Here is a 20,433-nt window from a genome sequence, read left to right on the forward strand (position 1 = left end):
TGGCTCTCTCCGGCTAGGCGGTCGGGACGCTCTCGTAGGCGGGGAGCCCCACGAGGTCGAGTTCCTCGGGCCGCAGCGGCGGCCCGGTCAGCCTCGGGCGGGGCTCCTCCTTGTGCATCAGCGACAGGAAGCCGCTGGACCCCAGCTCGGCCTGCCCGGCGGACAGGCTGATGACGTCGGTCACCACCGCGCAGACCCCGGGGGCGACCAGCGACCTGTCGATGATGGAGTCGGCGAAGCGGCGCTGGTGCTCGGTGTGGTCGCCCACCAGCCGCGGGTCGGTCGCGTCGATGCGGCAACCCGCGTAGCCGGCGTCCTTGGAGGCGGCGAGGACCCACGGGTCGTCGACCGCCGCGCTGATCGCCGCCTGCGCCCGCCGGACGTCGCCGCCCGCCGCTAGTTCCCGGTCCAGCGCGGCGGCGCAGCGCGCGGCGGCGCTCATCCCGTGGCCGTAGACGGGGTTGAACGCGGTCAGCGAGTCGCCGACGACGAGGAGGCCGTCGGGCCAGCCTTCGTGCCGCTCGGGGTACAGCCGCCGGTTGGCCCCCGAGTGGGAGCGGAACACGGGGGTCAGCGGCTCCGCCGAGGCGATGAGGTCGGCGACCAGCGGATGCCCCAGCCGGCGCCGCGCGAACGCCTCGAACTCGTCCTCGCGGGCGGGCAGCGTCCCGCCCCTGGTGCACGACAGCGTGACGAGCCAGCGGTCGCCCTCCACGGGGTACACCACGCCGAAGTGGCCGGGCTCGCTCGCGGCGTGGGGCGCGCCGACGTTGACGGCGGGAAAGGCGGCGGTGGCGCCGGGCGGCGCCACGAAGAGCCTGGTGGCGTATCCGATGCCCGCGTCGACGACGTCCTTCCCGGGCGGGGGGACGTCCAGGGCCGCCAGCCAGTGCTGGAGGCCGGATCCGCGGCCGGAGGCGTCCACCACCAGGTCCGCGTCGATCGTGGTGGTGCCGCCCTGGCCGCTGTCGCGGACCTGGACGCCGGTGACGCGGCCGCGGTCTCCGGCCAGTCCGGCCGCCTCGGCGCCCTGCCGCAGCTCGACGCGGCCGGACGCGAGGATCCGCTCGCGGACGACCCAGTCCAGGAGTGGGCGGGTGCACAGGACGGCGAACTGGGTCGGCGGGAAGCGGTGCTGCCACCCTCGCACCGTCAGCGTCACCTGGTCGCCCTGGAAGCCGATCCGGCGGGCGCCGGCGGCGAGCAGCCGGTCCGTCGTGCCGGGCAGCAGCTCGTCGATGACGCGCGCCCCGTTCGACCACAGCAGATGGGCGTGGTGCGCCTGCGGCACGCCGCGGCGGTGCCCGGGCCCGTCGGGGAGGACGTCGCGCTCCACCACGGTGACCGAGCCGGCGTGGCGCGCCAGCACGTGGGCCGCCAGCATTCCCGCGAGGCCGCCGCCCATCACGACCGCGTGCGCGGGCCGGCTCATGCCCCTGCTTCCCTCTGCGCCATGCCACGCCTCTTTCGCCGACATAAACGTTCGCGAGCAATATCACCCACTCCGCTAAAGCCCGGCTAATTCTCGAATGGAGGCCGGTCGAATAGGGGGCCCAACAGGGGTGGTCAGGGGTGGTCGCTTCGCGACATATGGAGGATCGTGCAGGCATGACGACAGAAGACCATACGAAAATGCGCTCCATCGTCATCGCCGAGGAGATCCGGCCGCCCGACTCGAACACGATCGGGTACTACTACGATCACGGCATTTTCGACGTGATGGCGGAGCTCTGGGACGGCAATCTGCATTACGGCCTGTGGCGCGACGAGAACGACACGAGCAGTTTCGACGAGGCCGCCAGGGCGATGACGGACGACATGATCCGGCGGCTGGACCCGCGGCCGGGCGACCGCGTCCTCGACGTGGGCTGCGGCAACGGGACGCCGGCGCTGCACCTCGCACGGGCGTGCGAGGTCGAGGTCGTGGGGATCTCCGTCAGCGCCCGCCAGGTCGAGCGCGCCAACGAACGCGCCCGCCGCGAGGGGCTGGCCGACCGGGTCTCCTTCGAGCGGGTCAACGCCATGGACCTGCCGTACGCGGCGGAGTCGTTCGACCGCGCCTGGGCGCTGGAGTCGATGCTGCACATGCCGGACAAGGTCCAGGTGCTGTCGGGCGTCGCCCGCGCCGTCCGCCCCGGCGGCCGCATCGCCATCGCGGACATGGTCTACAAGGAGCCCGCCGACGGCGCGCGCGACCCGAACGCCTACCACACCACCGTGTACGCCTCGCTGACCCGCATGGAGGAGTACGAGGGCGTGCTCGACCGCGCCGGGCTCGTCACGGAGGACTTCAGGGACGTCACCAGGGAGACGTCCCCGACGAACGCCGCGTTCGCCGCGGGCCTGCGTTCCCGCCGCGACCGGTTCGTCGAGATCCTCGGCACCGAGGGGTACGAACTGCTCATCGGCAACCAGGAGAAGATCGCCCGCATGCCGGAGCTCGGCTACGTGCTGATCACGGCGCGGCGGCCCTGAGCGATGTCCATGGCCGAGGCCGGCTGCCGGGACCTGCGCGTCGAGGTGGCCGACGGTGTGCGCCTGCGGGTGCGGCACCGGCCGGGCGGGCGCCGCCCGGCCTTCCTCCTGGTGCACGGCATGGGGTCGAACGCCCGGGAATGGGACGAGGTCGCCGAACGGCTCGCCGCGGCGGACCACCCGTCCTACGCGGTCGACCTGCGCGGCCACGGCGCGTCCGACGCCCCCGACGACGGGTACGACACCGCCACCGCCACGTCCGACGTCGCGGCGGTCGCCGCCGCTCTCGGCCTGACCGGCGCCGTGGTGGCCGGTCACTCGTGGGGCGCGAGCATCTCGCTGCGGCTGGCCGCCGCGCGCCCCGGGCCGGCCGCCGCGCTCGCGCTGGTCGACGGCGGCTGGATCGACGTGGAGGCGGTCATGCCCCAGCGCCTGACGCGCTGGCGCGACGTGCTGTCCCATTCCCTCACGGCGAACGGCGGCGCCCCCGCCGAGGTGCGCGCCCGCCTGCGCGGCGTCCACCCGGGGTGGACGGACGGCGCGATCGAGGCGCACCTGGCCGGCATGCGCGCCGGCCCGGACGGCGTGCTCGCCCCGCGCCTGTCGGCGCGCCACTTCGCGTCGATCCTCCAGAGCGTGTGGGAGGACGATCCGCACCGGTGGTACCCGGCGGTGACCGTCCCGGTCATGCTGCTGCCCGCCACGCGCCGCGAGTCCCCGTACGGGGAGCGGCAGTGGCGGGAGTGGGTGGCGAGCGCGGAGGCGGCGCTGGCCCGGCCGAGCATCCGGTGGTACGCCGACAGCGACCACCACCTCCACTGCGAGCAGCCGGACCGGCTCGCGGACGACCTGCTCGACCTGGCCCGCGAGGTCGCTCCGTAATCGCGTCGGCGTAAATCGCGTCGGCGTAAATCGCGTCGGCCGGGAAGCACGCCGGCATCGCGGCTTCACCGGCCCGCGCGAGTCACCATTCGACCGCGAGTCACCATTCGACGGGGAGGCTGTGGACGCCGTAGGCCATCGTGTCCTCTTTGGCAGGCACCTCGTCGCGCGGGACCGCGAGACGCAGATCCGGGAAACGGTCGAGGAGCGCCGGATACGAGATCCGCATGACGACACGGGCGAGTTGCTGCCCCAGGCATCCGTGCACACCGTGGCCGAACGCGACATGGCCTCCGGCCGGCTTGCCGATATCGAATTCGTCGGGGTCTCGGAAATGCTCGGGGTCGCGGTTGGCGGCGGGCAGCGACACCATGACCGCCTGGCCCTTCCTGATCAGGACGCCTTCGATCTCGACGTCCTCGGTCGCCGCGCGCTGCGGGCCGATGTGGCCGATGGTCAGGTAGCGCAGCAGTTCCTCGACGGCGTTGTTGACCAGTTCCGGGTCGCGGCGCAGCCGCTCCCTCTGCTCGGGGTGCTCCAGCAGCGCGAAGGTGCCGAGGGCCAGCATGTTCGCCGTCGTCTCGAACCCGCCCGCGAACAGGATGTAACCGATCGTGGCGAGCTCGTCGTCGGTCAGGTCGCCGTCGCGCATCAGCCTGCTGAGCAGGTCGTCGCCGGGGTCGCGGCGCCGGTGCCGGACCAGCGGCGGGAAGAACCCGAGCACCGTGTCCAGGGCGTCGCGGGTCTCCTCGACGCCGCTGCTCCAGCGGGACATCGTGGCCACGGCCCGGCGGAAGTCCTCCCGGTCCTCGTGCGCGATCCCCAGCAGCTCGCACATCACCAGGGACGGAACCGGGAAGGCGAACGCCTCCACCAGGTCGGCCGGCGGGCCGGTGGCCGCCATGGCGTCCAGGCAGGTCCGCGCGATCTCGGTGATCTCCGGTTCGAGCCGCCTCATCCGCTGGACGGTGAACTCGGCGGCGAGCGCGCGCCGGTACCGCGTGTGCTCGGGCGGATCCTGCAGGTGGAACATGCCCGACACGCTCAGCGTCAGCCGGCCGGCGAACGCCTTGGCCATGGGCAGGTCCACGACCAGGTGGTGGCGTTCCGGCCGGGCGCTGAAGCGGGGGTCGCTCAGGACGGCCCGCACCGCCGAGTGACCCGTCACGAACCAGCCCAGATGGCCGTCGGCGAACCGCATCGGGACCAGCGGCGCCCTCTCTCGCAGGGCGCGCAGGATCTCGGGCGGGTCGAAGGGGCCGGGACGGGCGTCACGGGGGAACGCGATCGGCGGTTCCATGCGGTCAGCGTCACGGACACGGCTAACGCCGGTCTTGCCGCGCGCTAAAGCCCGTCCCGCGGCGGGGTTAGGCGTCCTTTAGGGGCGTCGGCGAGGCTCCGACCAGCACGTTCTGCGGAGAGGAGCGGTCGCTCGCCGATGGCCGACAACGAAGCCAGACTCCTGGCCTACCTCAAGCGCGTCACCGCCGACCTGCGCCAGACCCAGCGCCGCCTCAAGGACGCCGAGTCGGCCGCGCGGGAGCCGATCGCGATCATCGGCATGGCCTGCCGGCTGCCCGGCGACGTGCGGTCGCCCGACGACCTGTGGACCCTGGTCGCGGAGGGCCGCGACGCGATCACCGGGCCGCCCGGCGACCGGGGCTGGGACCTGGACGCGCTCTACGACCCGGACCCCGACCACCCGGGCACCGCCCACGTCCGCGAGGGCGGCTTCGTCCATGACGCCGGGGACTTCGACGCCGCCTTCTTCGGCATCGGCCCGGCCGAGGCGCTCGGCATGGCGCCGCAGCAGCGGCTCGCGCTGGAGACCTCCTGGGAGGCCGTCGAGCGCGCGGGCGTCGACCCGCGGTCGCTGCGCTCCGAGCCCGTCGGCGTCTTCCTCGGCTGCGACGGGCTCGACTACTGCCTGGACGCGGCGCAGGTCCCGGAGGGCTCGGCCGGGTACTTCACCATCGGGAACTCCGCCAGCGTCATCTCCGGCAGGCTCTCCTACCTCCTCGGCCTGGAGGGGCCCGCCCTCACGATCGGCACCGCCTGCTCGTCCTCCCTGGTCGCCACGCACCTGGCGTGCGACTCGCTGCGGCGGGGCGAGTCGACGCTGGCGCTGGCGGGCGGGGTGCACGTCATGTCGTCGCCGGCTCCCCTGATCGGCTTCAGCGAGATGCGCGCGCTGGCGCCCGACGGCCGCTCCAAGCCGTTCTCGGCGAAGGCCGACGGCATGACGCTGGCCGAAGGCGCCGGGGTGCTGCTGCTGGAGCGCCTGTCGGACGCGCGCCGCAACGGCCGCCGGGTGCTCGCGGTGATCCGCGGTTCGGCGGTCAACCAGGACGGCGCGAGCAACGGTCTCACCGCGCCGAACGGCCCGTCCCAGGAGCGGGTGATCCGGCAGGCGCTGGCGAGCGCGCGGCTGCCCGCGTCCGAGGTGGACGCGGTGGAGGCGCACGGCACCGGCACGCCGCTCGGCGACCCGATCGAGGCCGGCGCCCTGCTCGCGACCTACGGCAAGGACCGCCCCGGCGGACGGCCCCTCTGGCTGGGCTCGGTCAAGTCGAACATCGGGCACACCCAGATGTCCGCGGGCGTCGCCGGAGTGATCAAGACGGTGATGGCGATGCGGCACGGCGTCCTGCCCGCCTCGCTGCACATCGGCGAGCCCTCCGAGTACGTGGACTGGGAGGACGGCGGGCTGCGCCTGCTGACCGAGGCCAGGGAGTGGCCGCGCGAGGGCCGTCCGCGCCGGGCCGGCGTGTCGTCCTTCGGCTTCTCCGGCACGAACGCGCACCTGATTCTGGAGGAGGCTCCCGAACCGGAACCGGAACCGGAACCGGGGCCTCGGGTCGGCGGGACGGCGCCGTTGACGGTGTCGGCGCGGAACGCGGCGGCACTGCGGGAGCAGGCTCGGCGCCTGCGTGAGCTCATGGCCAAGGATTCCGGGCCGTCCCCCGTCGAGGTGGGCTGGTCGCTGCTGAGGACCCGGTCGGACTTCGAGCACCGGGCGGTGATCGTCGGCCGGGACCCGGCACCGGGTCTGGAGGCGCTCGCCGCGGGCGCCGCGCATCCGGACGTGGTGACCGGAGTGGCCGGGGACGCCGGGCCCGGTGCCGTGCTGGTGTTTCCCGGGCAGGGTTCGCAGTGGGCCGGGATGGGCGCCCGGCTGCTGGACGAGTCGCCGGTGTTCGCCTCCCGGATCGCCGAGTGCGAACAAGCCCTCAACCCGCACGTGGACTGGTCACTGACCGAAGTGCTGCGCGGTGACGGTTCCGAGTTGTCGCGCGTGGACGTCGTGCAGCCCGTCCTATGGGCGGTCATGGTCTCGCTGGCCGCCGTGTGGGCCGACCACGGCGTCACCCCCGCCGCCGTCGTCGGACACAGCCAAGGCGAAATCGCCGCCGCCTGCGTCGCCGGAGCACTGTCGATCGAGGACGCCGCCAAGGTCGTCGCGCTGCGCAGCAAAGCCCTGCGGCAACTGTCCGGACAGGGCGCGATGGCCTCCCTCGGCGTCGGCGAAGAACGCGCCACCGAACTGCTCGCCGACTTCCCGGACGTGACGGTCGCCGCGATCAACAGCCCGTCCGCCACCGTCATCTCCGGCCCACCCGACCAAGTCACCGCCGTCGTCACAGCAGCGGAAGACCAAGGGCTGCGCGCCCGCACGATCGACGTCGACTACGCCTCCCACGGACCCCAGATCGACCAGATCACCGACGAACTCACCGAGACGCTGGCCGGGATCGAGCCTGCCGCGGCGTCCGTCACCTACTACTCGGCGGTGACCGGAGCCCGTGCCGACACGACGACCCTGGACACCGGTTACTGGATCACCAACCTGCGCCGCCCCGTCCGCTTCGCGGACGCGATCGGCGCGCTGCTCGCGGACGGCCACCGCGTCTTCGTCGAGGCCAGCGCTCACCCCGTGCTGGCCGTCGGCCTGGAGGAGTGTTTCGAGCAGGCCGGTGTGACCGCCGCCGCGGTGCCCACGCTGCGCCGCGACAACGGCGACCTGACGCAGGTCGCGCGTGCGGTCGCGCACGCCTTCACGGCCGGGACGCGGGTGGACTGGGCCCGCTGGTATCCCGCGGACCCGCGGCCCCGCGTCGTCGACCTGCCCACCTACCCCTTCCAGCGGCAGCGGTACTGGGTCGAGCGCGCGGCGCCGGCCGTCGCCGGCGGGGCGCACGACGAGGCCGAGGCACGGCTGTGGCAGGCGATCGAGGACGGCGACCTCGACGCGCTGACCGACGCGCTCGGACCGGCCGGAGAGGACGCCGCCGCGGCGCTCGGCCCGGCCCTGCCCGCGCTGTCGAGGTGGCGGCGCGCGCACCGCGAGCGGAGCGCGCTGGACTCCTGCCGCTACCGGGTCGTGTGGAAGGACGTCCGGGTTCCGGCGCCCGCGGGCCTGTCCGGCACGTGGGTGCTGCTGGTCCCGGAGGCGGACCGGGATGCCCCGGCGGCCGACGCCGTCGCCCGCGTCCTCGAAGACCGGGGCGCCGCCACCATCCGCGAGATCATCGACGCGCCGCGCGCGACCAGGGAGGCGCTCGCCGCCGCTCTCGCCGGGAAGGAGCCGGCGGGCGTCGTCAGCCTGCTGGGTCTGGACGGGTCCCCGCACGCGGAGTTCGAGGCGGTGCCGTCCGGGCTGTCGGCCACCACCGCCCTGATCCAGGCCATGACCGACGCCGACATCACCGCACCCCTGTGGTGCCTGACCCAGGGCGCGGTCGCGACCAGCGCAGGGGACCCGCTCACGAGCCCGACGCAGGCGCAGATCTGGGGTCTGGGACGCGTCGCGGCCCTCGAACACCCCCAGCTCTGGGGCGGCCTGATCGACCTCCCCACCACCATCGACCAGCGCACGGCCGCCCACCTCGCCTCACTCCTCACCCCCGGGCAGCGGGAAGACCAGGTCGCGATCCGCTCCTCGGCGGTCTGGGCGCGGCGCCTGGAGCACGCGCCGCCGACCACGGCCCTCCCGGCCGACTGGAAGCCCACCGGCACGACGCTCATCACCGGCGGAACAGGAGGAATCGGCGCCCACATGGCCCGGTGGCTCGCGGCCGCCGGCGCACCCCACCTCCTGCTCGCCAGCCGCCGCGGACCCGACGCCCCCGGCGCCGGCGACCTCGCCGCGGAACTACGCGGCCTCGGCAGCGCCGTCACCATCACCGCCTGCGACGCCGCCGACCGCGCCCAGCTCGACCAGGCGCTACGGCACGTCCCCGAAGACCAGCCGCTGACCACCGTCTTCCACGCGGCCGGCGTGGCGAGCCACGTCCCCATCGCCGACCTCACCCCGGCCGTGCTCCGCGACGTCCTCGGACCCAAGTCGCACGCCGCCGCGCACCTGCACGACATCGTCCGGGATCATCCGGTCTCGACCTTCCTGATGTTCTCCTCCGGTGCCGGCACCTGGGGCAGCGGCAGGCAGGGCGCCTACGCCGCCGCCAACCACTACCTCGACGCCCTCGCCCAGCACCGCCACGCCGCGCGGCAACCGGCGACGTCCCTGGCCTGGGGGCTCTGGAGCGACCTCGGCATCGCGGCCGACGAAGCCTCCACGGCCTACCTCGCCCGTTTCGGCGTCCGTCCCCTCCATCCCGATCTGGCGACCAAGGCGCTCCACCACGCCATCGCCACCGGCGCCACCACCCTCACCATCGCCGACATCGACTGGACCCGGTTCACGCCCACCTTCACCACCGCGCGCCCCTCCCCCCTCCTCGCCGACCTGCCGGAGAACCAGCGGCCCGCCGCGCCGGCCGCCACCGCCGCACCGCCCCTGGTCGAGGAGCTGGCCGGTGCGTCGGCCGCCCAGCGCGCGGAGCTGCTCCTGCGGCACGTCCAGACCGAGACGGCCGCCACCCTCGGCCTTCCCTCGCGCGAAGCCGTCCCCCCGCACAAGCCGTTCCAGGACCTGGGGTTCGACTCGCTCACCGCCGTCCAGCTGCGCAACCAGCTCAACGCCAGCACCGGCCTCCGGCTCCCGACCACCCTCGTGTTCGACCGGCCCACGCCCCGGGAGCTGGCCGACCACCTGCTCGGCGAGCTCGTCGGCCGGGACGTCCCGACGGAGGGCTCGATCCTGGCCGAGCTGGACCGGTGGGCGGCGGCCTGCGCCGCGGGCGAGGTGGACGCCGCCACGCGCCGCCGGATCGCCGCGCGGATGCGGTCGCTGCTGGCCGCCTGGAACGGGGAGCAGACCGGAACCCGCCGCGACCTGGAGACGGCGACGGCGGACGAGATGCTCGCGCTCATCTCCGAAGAGTTCGGCAGGTCCTGACCATCCATGCGTCTAAGGAGCACGACCGCATGTCCACCGAGGAACGGCTTCTCGACAATCTCAAGTGGGTCACCGCGGAGCTGCGCACGGCGCGCGAACGGCTGGACAGGCTGGAGTCGGCCGAGCCGGAACCGATCGCGATCATCGGCATGGCGTGCCGCTACCCGGGCGGCGTGCGGTCCGCGGCCGACCTGTGGCGGCTGGTGGCGGACGGCGCGGACGCCATCTCCGCGTTCCCGTCCGACCGGGGCTGGGACCTGGACGGCCTGTTCGACCCGGACCCGGAGAACCCCGGCACCAGCTACGTGCGCGAGGGCGGGTTCCTGTACGACGCGGGGGACTTCGACCCGGCGTTCTTCGGCATCAGCCCGCGCGAGGCCGTCGCCATGGACCCGCAGCAGCGGCTCCTCCTGGAGACCGCGTGGGAGGCGGCCGAGCACGCCGGGCTGACCCGCGCGGCGCTGGCGGGCAGCGACACCGGCGTCTTCACCGGCGTCAGCGCGCACGACTACCTGATGCTCGTCCCCGAGACCTCCAGCCAGGTCGAGGGCTACATCGGCACCGGCAACCTGGGCAGCGTCGCGTCCGGCCGCATCTCCTACGTCCTCGGCCTGGAAGGGCCGGCGACGACGGTGGACACCGCCTGCTCGTCGTCGCTGACGGCGATCCATCTGGCCTGCCAGGCGCTGCGGGGCGGCGACTGCTCGCTCGCGCTGGCCGGCGGCGCGACCGTGATGGCGACGCCCGGCGCGTTCACCGAGTTCTCCCGGCAGCGCGGCGTCGCCCCCGACGGCCGCGCCAAGCCGTTCGCCGACGCCGCCGACGGCACCGGCTGGGCCGAGGGCGCCGGGCTGATCATGCTGCAGCGCCTGCCGGACGCCCGGCGCGACGGCCGCCGCGTGCTGGCGGTGATCCGCGGTTCGGCGGTGAACCAAGACGGCGCCAGCAACGGCCTGACCGCCCCCAACGGGCCCTCGCAGGAGCGCGTCATCCGGCAGGCGCTCGCCAACGCGGGACTGTCCGGAACGGAACTGGACGCCGTCGAAGCCCACGGCACGGGCACGACGCTGGGCGACCCCATCGAGGCGCAGGCCCTCCTCGCCACCTACGGGCAGAACCGCCGCGACACCGAACCGCTGTGGCTGGGCTCGGTCAAGTCGAACTTCGGGCACGCGCAGGCCGCCGCCGGAGTCGCCGGCGTCATCAAGATGGTCATGGCGATCCGCAACGGGCTGCTGCCCGAGTCCCTGCACATCGACCGGCCCACCCAGCACGTCGACTGGGACACCGGCGCCGTCCGCCTGCTCACCGAACCCACCCCCTGGCCCGACACCGGACGCCCACGCCGCGCCGGCGTCTCCGCCTTCGGCATCTCCGGCACCAACGCCCACCTCATCCTCGAACAAGCACCCGAAGAGCCCGAGCCGCCCGAGCCCGCCTCCCACGACGGCCTCACCCCCTGGGTCGTGTCCGGGCGCACCTCCCAGGCTTTGCGCGCGCAGGCGCAGCGCCTGGCCGACCACCTCGCCGCCCGCCCCGAGGCGTCCGCGGCCGACATCGGCTGGTCGCTGATCAAAACCCGGTCGGACTTCGAGCACCGGGCGGTGCTCGTGGGACGAGACCCACGCGAGGGGCTCGCGGCGCTGGCGCGCGGTGAAGCCCATCCGGACGTGGTGGTGGGTGAGGCGCGCACCGCGAGCGTCGGCCCGGTGCTGGTGTTTCCCGGGCAGGGTTCGCAGTGGGCCGGGATGGGTGCGCGGCTGCTGGATGAGTCGCCGGTGTTCGCCTCCCGGATCGCCGAGTGCGAACAAGCCCTCAACCCGCACGTGGACTGGTCACTGACCGAAGTGCTGCGCGGTGACGGTTCCGAGTTGTCGCGCGTGGACGTCGTGCAGCCCGTGCTATGGGCGGTCATGGTGTCGCTGGCCGCCGTGTGGGCCGACCACGGCGTCACCCCCGCCGCCGTCGTCGGACACAGCCAAGGCGAAATCGCCGCCGCCTGCGTCGCCGGAGCACTGTCGATCGAGGACGCCGCCAAGGTCGTCGCGCTGCGCAGCAAAGCCCTGCGGCAACTGTCCGGACAGGGCGCGATGGCCTCCCTGAGCATCGGCGAAGAACGCGCCACCGAACTGCTCACCGACTTCCCGGACGTGACGGTCGCAGCGATCAACAGCCCATCCACCACCGTCATCTCAGGCCCACCCGACCACATCGCCGCCGCCGTAGCGGCAGCCGAAGAGCAAGGGCTGCGCGCCCGCACCATCGACGTCGACTACGCCTCCCACGGACCCCAGATCGACCAGATCACCGACGAACTCACCGAGACGCTGGCCGGCATCGCTCCGGTCGAGGCCGACATCGTCTTCCACTCCACCCTCACCGGCGGTCCCATCGACACCGCCACCCTGGACACCGGCTACTGGGTCGACAACCTGCGCCATCCGGTCCGCTTCGCCGACGCCATCGCCGCCCTCCTGGCCAACGGCCACCGGACCTTCATCGAGGTCAGCCCGCACCCCGTCCAGACGCCCGGCCTCGAAGAGTGCTTCGCACACGCCGAGACCGCCGCAGCCGCGATCCCCACCCTGCGCCGCGACCACGGCGACCTGGCGCAGATCGCGCACGCACTCGCCCACGCCCACACCACCGGCACCCCCATCGACTGGACTTCCTGGTTCCCCGCCGACCCGCCGCCCCGCGTCGTCGAGCTGCCCACGTACCCGTTCCAGCGCGAGCGCTTCTGGCTGGAGCCTCCGGCGGCCGGGCAGCCCGGCGCCGGTGGGGACGATCCCGTCGAGACGAAGCTGTGGCAGGCGATCGAGAACGGTGACGTCGACGCGGTGACCGCCACCCTGGGCCTGGACGACGAGGAGGCCATGGCGGCGCTCCGTCCGGCGCTGCCCGCGCTGTCGGAGTGGCGGCGGGGGCACCGCGAGCGGCGGACGATCGACTCCTGGCGGTACGAGTTCGCCTGGAAGCACGTCTCCGACCTCGCCGCGCCGGAGGTCTCGGGCAGGTGGCTGCTGCTGGTCCCGGCCGGGCAGCGGGACCATTCCGCCGTGCACGTCGCGTTGCGGGCGCTCAACGCCCATGGGGCCACCGCCGCGCGCCTCACGCTGGAGCGGCACGAGCTGGAACGCGAGGCGCTCACCGTCCGGCTGTCGGAGTCCGCCGCCGAGGGCGAACCGGCGGGTGTCATGAGCCTGCTGGGTCTGGACGAGTCCCCGCACGCGGAGTTCGAGGCGGTGCCGTCCGGGCTGTCGGCCACCACCGCCCTGATCCAGGCCATGACCGACGCCGACATCACCGCACCCCTGTGGTGCCTGACCCAGGGCGCGGTCGCCACGACCGGCTCCGAACCCCTCACCAACCCCACGCAGGCGCAGATCTGGGGTCTGGGACGCGTCGCGGCCCTCGAACACCCCCAGCTCTGGGGCGGCCTCATCGACCTCCCCACCACCATCGACCAGCGCTCGGCCGCCCACCTCGCCTCAGTCCTCACCCCCGGGCAGCGAGAAGACCAGGTGGCCATCCGTCCCACGGGCGTGCTGGCGCGCCGGATGCGGCATGCCCCGCCCACCACGAGCCTCCCGGCCGACTGGAAGCCCACCGGCACGACGCTCATCACCGGCGGAACGGGAGGAATCGGCGCCCACATGGCCCGGTGGCTCGCGGCCGGCGGCGCACCCCACCTCCTGCTCGCCAGCCGCCGCGGACCCGACGCCCCCGGCGCCGGCGACCTCGCCGCGGAACTACGCGGCCTCGGCAGCGCCGTCACCATCACCGCCTGCGACGCCGCCGACCGCGCCCAGCTCGACCAGGCGCTACGGCACGTCCCCGAAGACCAGCCGCTGACGACCATCCTCCACGCGGCCGGGGTGCCCAACTACATCCCGATCGCCGACCTCACCGCCGCGGACCTCGACCACGTCCTGCGGCCCAAGTCCCATGCCGCCGCGCACCTGCACGAGCTGGCCCGGCGGCACCCCGTCACCGTGTTCCTGATGTTCTCCTCCGGTGCCGGAGCATGGGGCAGCGGCAGGCAGGGCGCCTACGCCGCCGCCAACCACTACCTCGACGCCCTCGCCCAGCACCGCCACGCCGCGCGGCAACCGGCGACGTCCCTGGCCTGGGGGCCCTGGAGCGAGACGGGGATAGCCGCCGACCAGACGACCCTGTCCTTCTTCTCCCGCTTCGGCCTCAACCCCGTCCACCCGGACCTGGCGACCAAGGCGCTCCACCACGCCATCGCCACCGGCACCGCCACCCTCACCGTCGCCGACATCGACTGGACCCGGTTCACGCCCACCTTCACCACCGCGCGCCCCTCCCCCCTCCTCGCCGACCTGCCGGAGAACCGGCGGCCCGTCACCGCGAGCGGGCCGGAGACGAGCACCGCGTCCACGGCCCTGGGGCAGCAGCTCCAGGACGCGACCCCGTCGCGGCGGCGGCAGATCCTCCTCAACCACGTGCGGACGGAGGCGGCGGCGACGCTCGGGCACTCCGGGACGGACGCGATCCCCGCCAACAAGCCGTTCCAGGACCTCGGCTTCGACTCCCTCACCGCCGTGCAGCTGCGCAACCGGCTGAGCCGGGCGACCGGGCTCGAACTGCCGGTCACGATGATCTTCGACCATCCGACGCCGCAGGATCTCGCCGAGTTCGTCACGGCCGAGCTGCTCGGCGAGCGCCCGGCGGCGGCGCCCGCTCCCGCCGCCGTGCGCGCCGCCGGGCCCGGCGGCGCCGACGACGAGCCGATCGCGATCGTCGGCATGGCGTGCCGCTATCCGGGCGGGGTGCGGTCGGCCGAGGACCTCTGGCGGCTGGTCGCCGACGGCCGGGACGCGATCGGGGCGTTCCCCGCGAACCGGGGCTGGGACATGTCCGCCCTGTACGACCCCGACCGCGGCCGGCCGGGCACCAGCTACGTGCGCGAGGGCGGGTTCGTCCACGACGCGGACGAGTTCGACGCCGCGTTCTTCGGCATCAGCCCGCGCGAGGCCGTCGCCATGGACCCGCAGCAGCGGCTCCTCCTGGAGACCGCGTGGGAGACCATCGAGAACGCGGGGATCAGCCGCGAGGCCCTCGACGGCAGCGACACCGGCGTGTTCGCCGGGCTGACGATCTTCGATTACCTGACCCTCGTCGGCAAGCGGTTCGACGAGGTCGAGGGCCACATGGGCACCGGAAACCTGGGCTGCGTCGCGTCCGGCCGCATCTCCTACGTCCTCGGCCTGCTGGGTCCGGCGGTGACCGTGGACACGGGATGCTCGGCCTCGCTGGTCGCGATGCACACGGCGTGCCGGGCGCTGCGGCAGGGCGAGTGCTCGCTCGCGCTGGCCGGCGGCGCGACGGTCATGAGCACGCCGGTCTCGTTCGTGGAGTTCTCGCGGCAGCGCGGGATCGCCCGGAACGCCCGCTGCAAGCCGTTCGCCGACGCCGCCGACGGCACGAACTGGAGCGAGGGCGCCGGGCTCGTCATGCTCGAACGGCTGTCGGACGCCCGGCGCAACGGGCACCGCGTGCTGGCGGTGATCCGCGGTTCGGCGGTGAACCAGGACGGCGCCAGCAACGGCCTGACCGCCCCCAACGGGCCCTCGCAGGAGCGCGTCATCCGGCAGGCGCTCGCCAACGCGGGGGTCTCGCCGGACGAACTGGACGTAGTGGAGGCGCACGGCACGGGAACGACCCTGGGCGACCCGATCGAGGCGCAGGCCCTCCTCGCCGCCTACGGGCGGGATCGGCCCAAGGACCGGCCGCTGTGGCTGGGCTCGGTCAAGTCGAACTTCGGGCACGCGCAGGCCGCCGCCGGAGTCGCCGGCGTCATCAAGATGGTCATGGCGATCCGCAACGGGCTGCTGCCCGAGTCCCTGCACATCGACCGGCCCACCCAGCACGTCGACTGGGACACCGGCGCCGTCCGCCTGCTCACCGAACCCACCCCCTGGCCCGACACCGGACGCCCACGCCGCGCCGGCGTCTCCGCCTTCGGCATCTCCGGCACCAACGCCCACCTCATCCTCGAACAAGCACCCGAAGAGCCCGAGCCCGAGCCGCGCACGCAGGAACCGTCCGGCGACCGCCCCGTGCCCTGGGTGGTCTCCGGCCACAACGGCGACGCCCTGCGCGCGCAGGCCGGACGGCTGGCCGACCACGTCGCCGCCGACCCGGACCTGTCCCCCGCCGACGTCGGCTGGTCGCTGATCAAGACCCGGTCGGCGTTCGACCACCGGGCCGTCCTGATCGGCGCGGACCGGGACAGGCTGCTGCGCTCCCTGCGGGCGCTGGAGGACGGTACGCCGGACGCCGACGTCGTGACGGGCGTGGCGGACACGACCGGAGCGGGACCCGTGCTGGTGTTTCCCGGGCAGGGTTCGCAGTGGGCCGGGATGGGCGCCCGGCTGCTGGACGAGTCGCCGGTGTTCGCCTCCCGGATCGCCGAGTGCGAACAAGCCCTCAACCCGCACGTGGACTGGTCACTGACCGAAGTGCTGCGCGGTGACGGTTCCGAGTTGTCGCGCGTGGACGTCGTGCAGCCCGTGCTATGGGCGGTCATGGTGTCGCTGGCCGCCGTGTGGGCCGACCACGGCGTCACCCCCGCCGCCGTCGTCGGACACAGCCAAGGCGAAATCGCCGCCGCCTGCGTCGCCGGGGCGCTGTCGATCGAGGATGCGGCCAAGGTCGTCGCGCTGCGCAGCAAAGCCCTGCGGCAACTGTCCGGGCAGGGCGCGATGGCCTCCCTGGGCGTCGGCGAAGAACGCGCCACCGAACTGCTCGCCGGTTTCCCGGACGTGACGGTCGCCGCGATCAACAGCCCGTCCGCCACCGTCATCTCCGGCCCACCCGACCACATCGCCGCCGCCGTCACAACAGCCCAAGAGCAAGGGCTGCGCGCCCGCACCATCGACGTCGACTACGCCTCCCACGGACCCCAGATCGACCAGATCACCGACCAACTCACCCGAACCCTCGCCGACATCACACCCCAGACAGCGCGGGTGACGTTCTACTCCACCGTCACCACCACACCCCACGACACCACCACCCTCGACACCCAATACTGGACCACCAACCTGCGCCACCCCGTCCGCTTCGCCGACACCATCACCACCCTCCTCACCGACGGCCACCGCCTGTTCATCGAGGTCAGCCCCCACCCGGTGCTGACGCCGGGCATCGAGGAGTGCGTGGACCGGGCCGGCGCGGAAGCCGCCGCCCTGCACACGCTCCGCCGCGACGACGGCGGGACGGAGCAGGTCATCCGGGCGCTCGGGCACGCCTTCGCCGCCGGAGCCCCGGTGGACTGGGCGCCCCGGTTCCCCGCCGACCCGGCGCCGCGGACCGTCCCGCTGCCCACGTACGCGTTCCAGCGGCGGCGGCACTGGCTGGACGCGCCCCTCGTCTCCGGCGGCGACCCGGCGGGCCTCGGCCTGGCCGCCGCCGGGCATCCGCTGCTGGGCGCGGCGGTGCGGCCGGCGGGCGCGGACACCCTGCTGCTCACCGGGCGGATCTCGCACGAGGCGCACGCCTGGCTGGCCGAGCACCGGGTGATGGGCAGCGTCCTGCTGCCCGGCTCCGCCTTCGTCGAGCTGGCCGTGCACGCAGGCGCGCGGGCGGGCTGCGGCCACATCGCCGAGCTCACCCTGGAGAGCCCCCTGGTCGTGCCGGACGGCGCCGTCGACGTGCAGGTCGTCGTCGGGCCGCCGGACGGGGACGGGCTGCGGCCCGTCACCGTCCACTCGCGGCCGTCCGGCGCGGACGAGGACGACGAGCCCGCGTGGGCGCGGCACGCGACCGGGCTGCTGTCGCCGGAGCCGCCGGACGCCCCGCCCGCCAGCCTCGCCGGAGCGTGGCCGCCGCCCGGGGCCGAGCCGATCGGCGGCGGAGACCCCTACGGCGAGCTGGCCGCGCGCGGCCACGAGTACGGCCCCGCCTCACGGGCGCTCGTCGCCGCGTGGCGGCTCGGCGACGACGTGTACGCCGAGGTGGCGCTGCCGGACGGGGAGCGGGCGCGGGCCGCCGAGTACGGCGTGCACCCGGTCCTCCTCGACGCCGCCCTGCACGCGCTGCTGCTGGACTCCGGCGCGGACGCGGACGCGACCGGCGAGATCCTGCTGCCGTTCGCGTGGGCGGGGCTGCGCCTGCACGCGACCGCCGCCACCACCCTCCGGATGCGGATCGGGCGGGAGGCGGCCGGCCGGCTCGCCCTCACCGCCGCCGATCCGACCGGCGCGCCGGTGCTCACCCTGGAGTCGCTGACCGTGCGGCCGGTGTCCGCCGGGCGGATCGCCCGAGCGCGAGGCGACGACGCGCTGTTCCGGCTCGACTGGACGCCGCTCACCGCGCCCGCACCCGAGCCGTCCGGCGTTGCGGGGCTCCGGTACGCGGTGGTCGCGCCCGACGGCGACGCGGACGGCGGCGCGCTGGCCCGCGCCCTGCCCGGCGCGTCCGCGTTCCCCGATCTGGCCGGGCTCCGCGACGCCGTCGAGGCCGGGGGCGAGACGCCCGACGACGTCATCGCCGTCGTGCCCGCCCCGCGCGGCGGCGAGGATCCGCTCGCACGGCTCCGCCTGGCCGGCGGCGCGCTGCTGGCGCTGCTCCAGGACTGGTTCGGCGACCCCCGCTTCGACGGCGCGCGGCTCGTCGTCGCCACCCGCGGGGGCGTCGCGACCCGGCCCGGCGACGACGTCGGCGACCTGGCCGCCGCGACGCTGTGGGGGCTGGTGCGCAGCGCGCAGATCGAGTTCCCCGGGCGGCTCGCGCTGCTCGACCTCGACGGGCGGGACGACTCCCGCCTCGCCGTCCCGGCGGCCCTGGCCTCGGACGAGCCGCAGCTCGCGGTGCGCGGCGGCGAGGCCTTCGTCCCGCGCCTGGTCCGCCACCGGCGCGACCGCGAGGACGGGCCGGGCGACGAGCCCGCCGCGCCCGGGTCGCTCGACCCGGACGGGACCGTGCTGATCACCGGCGGCACCGGCGCGCTCGGCGCGCTGTGCGCCCGCCACCTGGTCGCCGCGCACGGCGTCCGCAGGCTGCTGCTCGTCGGCGGCCGCGGGCTGGACGCGCCCGGCGCCGCCGAGCTGGCCGCCGAACTGGCGGGGCGCGGCGCGGACGTCACCGTCGCCGCCTGCGACGTGGGCGACCGGGACGCGCTGGCCGCGCTGCTGGCGTCCGTCCCCGGCGAGCATCCGCTCACCGCCGTCGTGCACGCCGCCGGGATCGTCCGCGACGCCACCGTCCAGTCGATGACCCTCGACCAGCTCGACGCGGTGCTGCGCGTCAAGGCCGACGGGGCGGCGCACCTGCACGAGCTGACCCGCGGCCTCGACCTGTCCGCGTTCGTGCTGTTCTCCTCGATCGCGGGCGTGATCGGCGGCGCCGGGCAGGGCTCCTACGCCGCCGCGAACGCCTTCCTCGACGGCCTCGCCCAGCACCGGCACGCGCTGGGACTGCCCGCGACGTCCCTGGCCTGGGGCATGTGGCAGGAGGAGACGGGCGGCATGGCGGGACGGCTCACCGAGGCGGACCGCGTCCGCCACGCCCGCACCGGCGTGCTGGGGCTCGGCGTCGAGGAGGGCCTCGCCCTGTTCGACGCCGCCCTGCCCGGCGCCAGGTCGGCCGGCGACCGCCCGCAGCTCGCGCCCGTCCGGCTGGACCTGGCGCGGATACGCCGGCAGGCGCGGACCCACGAGGTCCCCGCCGTGCTGCGGCATCTCGTCCGCGGCGCGGCGCCGAAGGCGGGCGGCGAGGCCGCGCCCGACCTCGCCCGCCGGCTGTCGGCGATGCCCGAGGCCGACCGGGAGCGAACGGTGCTGGAGCTGGTGCTCGCCAACGTCGCCACGGTCCTCGGCCACGCCGGCGCCGGCACGGTCGCCGACGCGCAGCGGTTCCAGGACCTCGGCTTCGACTCGCTGACCGCCATCGAGCTGCGCAACCGGCTGGCGGCGGCCACCGGGCTGCGCCTGCCCGCCACACTGATCTTCGACCATCCCGGCCCGGCCGCCCTCGCCCGCCACCTGCTCGCCGAACTCGACCCGCGGGAGGCGGACGCGCTCGCGCCCGCGCTCGGCGAGGTCGACCGGCTGGAACGCTCGCTGCTGGCCGTCGCCGCCCGCGACGGCGCGGCCCGGGACGCGCTGGCCGAACGGCTGCGGAACACGCTGCTGCGCCTGGAGGAACGGGACGGCGCCGCCGCGGCGACGGCGGACGTGGGCGCCGCCGAGCGGCTGGAGACGGCCACCGCCGACAAGATCTTCGAGTTCATCGACCGCGACCTCGGACGAGGCACGAACGGAGGAGAGACCGTTGGACAGAGCGCTGACCGGTGAGCGCGACCGCAAGGCGCTGGCGCTGGAGCACTCCCGCCGGGTGAACGCCGGAGACGTCGACGCGATCCTCGAACTGTACGGCGACGACGCCGTCTTCGAGGACCCCGTCGGCTGGGAGCCGCGCCAAGGCCGGGACGCCCTGCGCGCCCACTTCGAGGCGGCGGTCGCCGCGCGCGTGCGGGAGACCGCCGGCGAGCCGGTGGCGGGCCAGGACGGCGCGCACACCCTCGTCCCGGTCACCGCCGTCATGGACTACCTGCCGCTCGGCCCCGTCTTCGCCGGGCGCGGCTGGCTCGTCCCCCCGGACGACCCGGCGGGCGCGAGGCTCAGGCGCGCCCACATGCTGCTGCTGCGCGTGGACGGGACCGGCCTCATCCGCCGGGCGCAGGCGTTCTGGGGGAAGTCCGATCTCGAAGTCATCGGCTGAGCCGCCCGGCCGGCCGACCGATCCTG

7 protein-coding genes are annotated in these 20,433 nt (G+C 74.6%); 5 read left to right on the plus strand and 2 right to left on the minus strand.

Annotated features, from left to right (window positions below; translation table 11 throughout):
* Positions 1–13: 13 nt before the first annotated feature.
* Entirely contained in the window at positions 14–1,432 is a 1,419-nt protein-coding gene (locus tag SM611_RS04680) for an FAD-dependent oxidoreductase (protein WP_371947555.1), read from the minus strand.
* Positions 1,433–1,632: 200 nt separating this feature from the next.
* Between SM611_RS04680 and SM611_RS04685 the strand changes: the two genes are divergently transcribed.
* Together SM611_RS04685 and SM611_RS04690 are read left to right on the plus strand one after the other, a co-directional pair.
* Entirely contained in the window at positions 1,633–2,475 is an 843-nt protein-coding gene (locus SM611_RS04685) for an SAM-dependent methyltransferase (RefSeq protein ID WP_371947556.1), read from the plus strand.
* A gap of 9 nt (positions 2,476–2,484) precedes the next feature.
* Complete coding sequence (locus tag SM611_RS04690; RefSeq protein WP_371947557.1) at positions 2,485–3,357, plus strand: alpha/beta fold hydrolase; 873 nt, start codon at positions 2,485–2,487, stop codon at positions 3,355–3,357.
* 100 nt (positions 3,358–3,457) lie between these two features.
* Here SM611_RS04690 and SM611_RS04695 read toward each other — a convergent pair whose 3' ends face one another.
* Positions 3,458–4,657 (minus strand): cytochrome P450, encoded by a 1,200-nt coding sequence (locus tag SM611_RS04695; RefSeq protein WP_371947558.1) that lies wholly within the window; start codon positions 4,655–4,657, stop codon positions 3,458–3,460.
* A gap of 138 nt (positions 4,658–4,795) precedes the next feature.
* Here SM611_RS04695 and SM611_RS04700 point away from each other — a divergent pair, with 138 nt between their 5' ends.
* From SM611_RS04700 to SM611_RS04710, 3 genes are read left to right on the plus strand one after another with little or no spacing between them, the layout of a single operon-like run.
* The gene (locus tag SM611_RS04700) at positions 4,796–9,655 is read left to right on the plus strand and encodes a type I polyketide synthase (RefSeq protein ID WP_371947559.1); all 4,860 of its coding nucleotides are present in this window, start codon (positions 4,796–4,798) and stop codon (positions 9,653–9,655) included.
* Between the two features lie 29 nt (positions 9,656–9,684).
* A complete protein-coding gene (locus SM611_RS04705; protein ID WP_371947560.1) occupies positions 9,685–19,980 on the plus strand; it encodes a type I polyketide synthase in 10,296 nt (3,431 codons plus the stop codon).
* Positions 19,958–20,407 (plus strand): nuclear transport factor 2 family protein, encoded by a 450-nt coding sequence (locus SM611_RS04710; protein WP_371947561.1) that lies wholly within the window; start codon positions 19,958–19,960, stop codon positions 20,405–20,407. Before SM611_RS04705 ends, SM611_RS04710 begins: the two co-directional genes overlap by 23 nt.
* Positions 20,408–20,433: the final 26 nt, after the last annotated feature.

Origin of the sequence: Actinomadura monticuli, assembly GCF_041463655.1 — a bacterium.
In the GTDB taxonomy this organism is placed as follows: Bacteria; Actinomycetota; Actinomycetes; order Streptosporangiales; family Streptosporangiaceae; genus Spirillospora; species Spirillospora monticuli.

Bases quoted from the DNA above. Each gene is read 5' to 3' on its own strand.
- SM611_RS04680 (WP_371947555.1), bottom strand. From the start codon at position 1,432: ATGAGCCGGCCCGCGCACGCGGTCGTGATGGGCGGCGGCCTCGCGGGA.
- SM611_RS04685 (WP_371947556.1), top strand. From the start codon at position 1,633: ATGCGCTCCATCGTCATCGCCGAGGAGATCCGGCCGCCCGACTCGAAC.
- SM611_RS04690 (WP_371947557.1), top strand. From the start codon at position 2,485: ATGGCCGAGGCCGGCTGCCGGGACCTGCGCGTCGAGGTGGCCGACGGT.
- SM611_RS04695 (WP_371947558.1), bottom strand. From the start codon at position 4,657: ATGGAACCGCCGATCGCGTTCCCCCGTGACGCCCGTCCCGGCCCCTTC.
- SM611_RS04700 (WP_371947559.1), top strand. From the start codon at position 4,796: ATGGCCGACAACGAAGCCAGACTCCTGGCCTACCTCAAGCGCGTCACC.
- SM611_RS04705 (WP_371947560.1), top strand. From the start codon at position 9,685: ATGTCCACCGAGGAACGGCTTCTCGACAATCTCAAGTGGGTCACCGCG.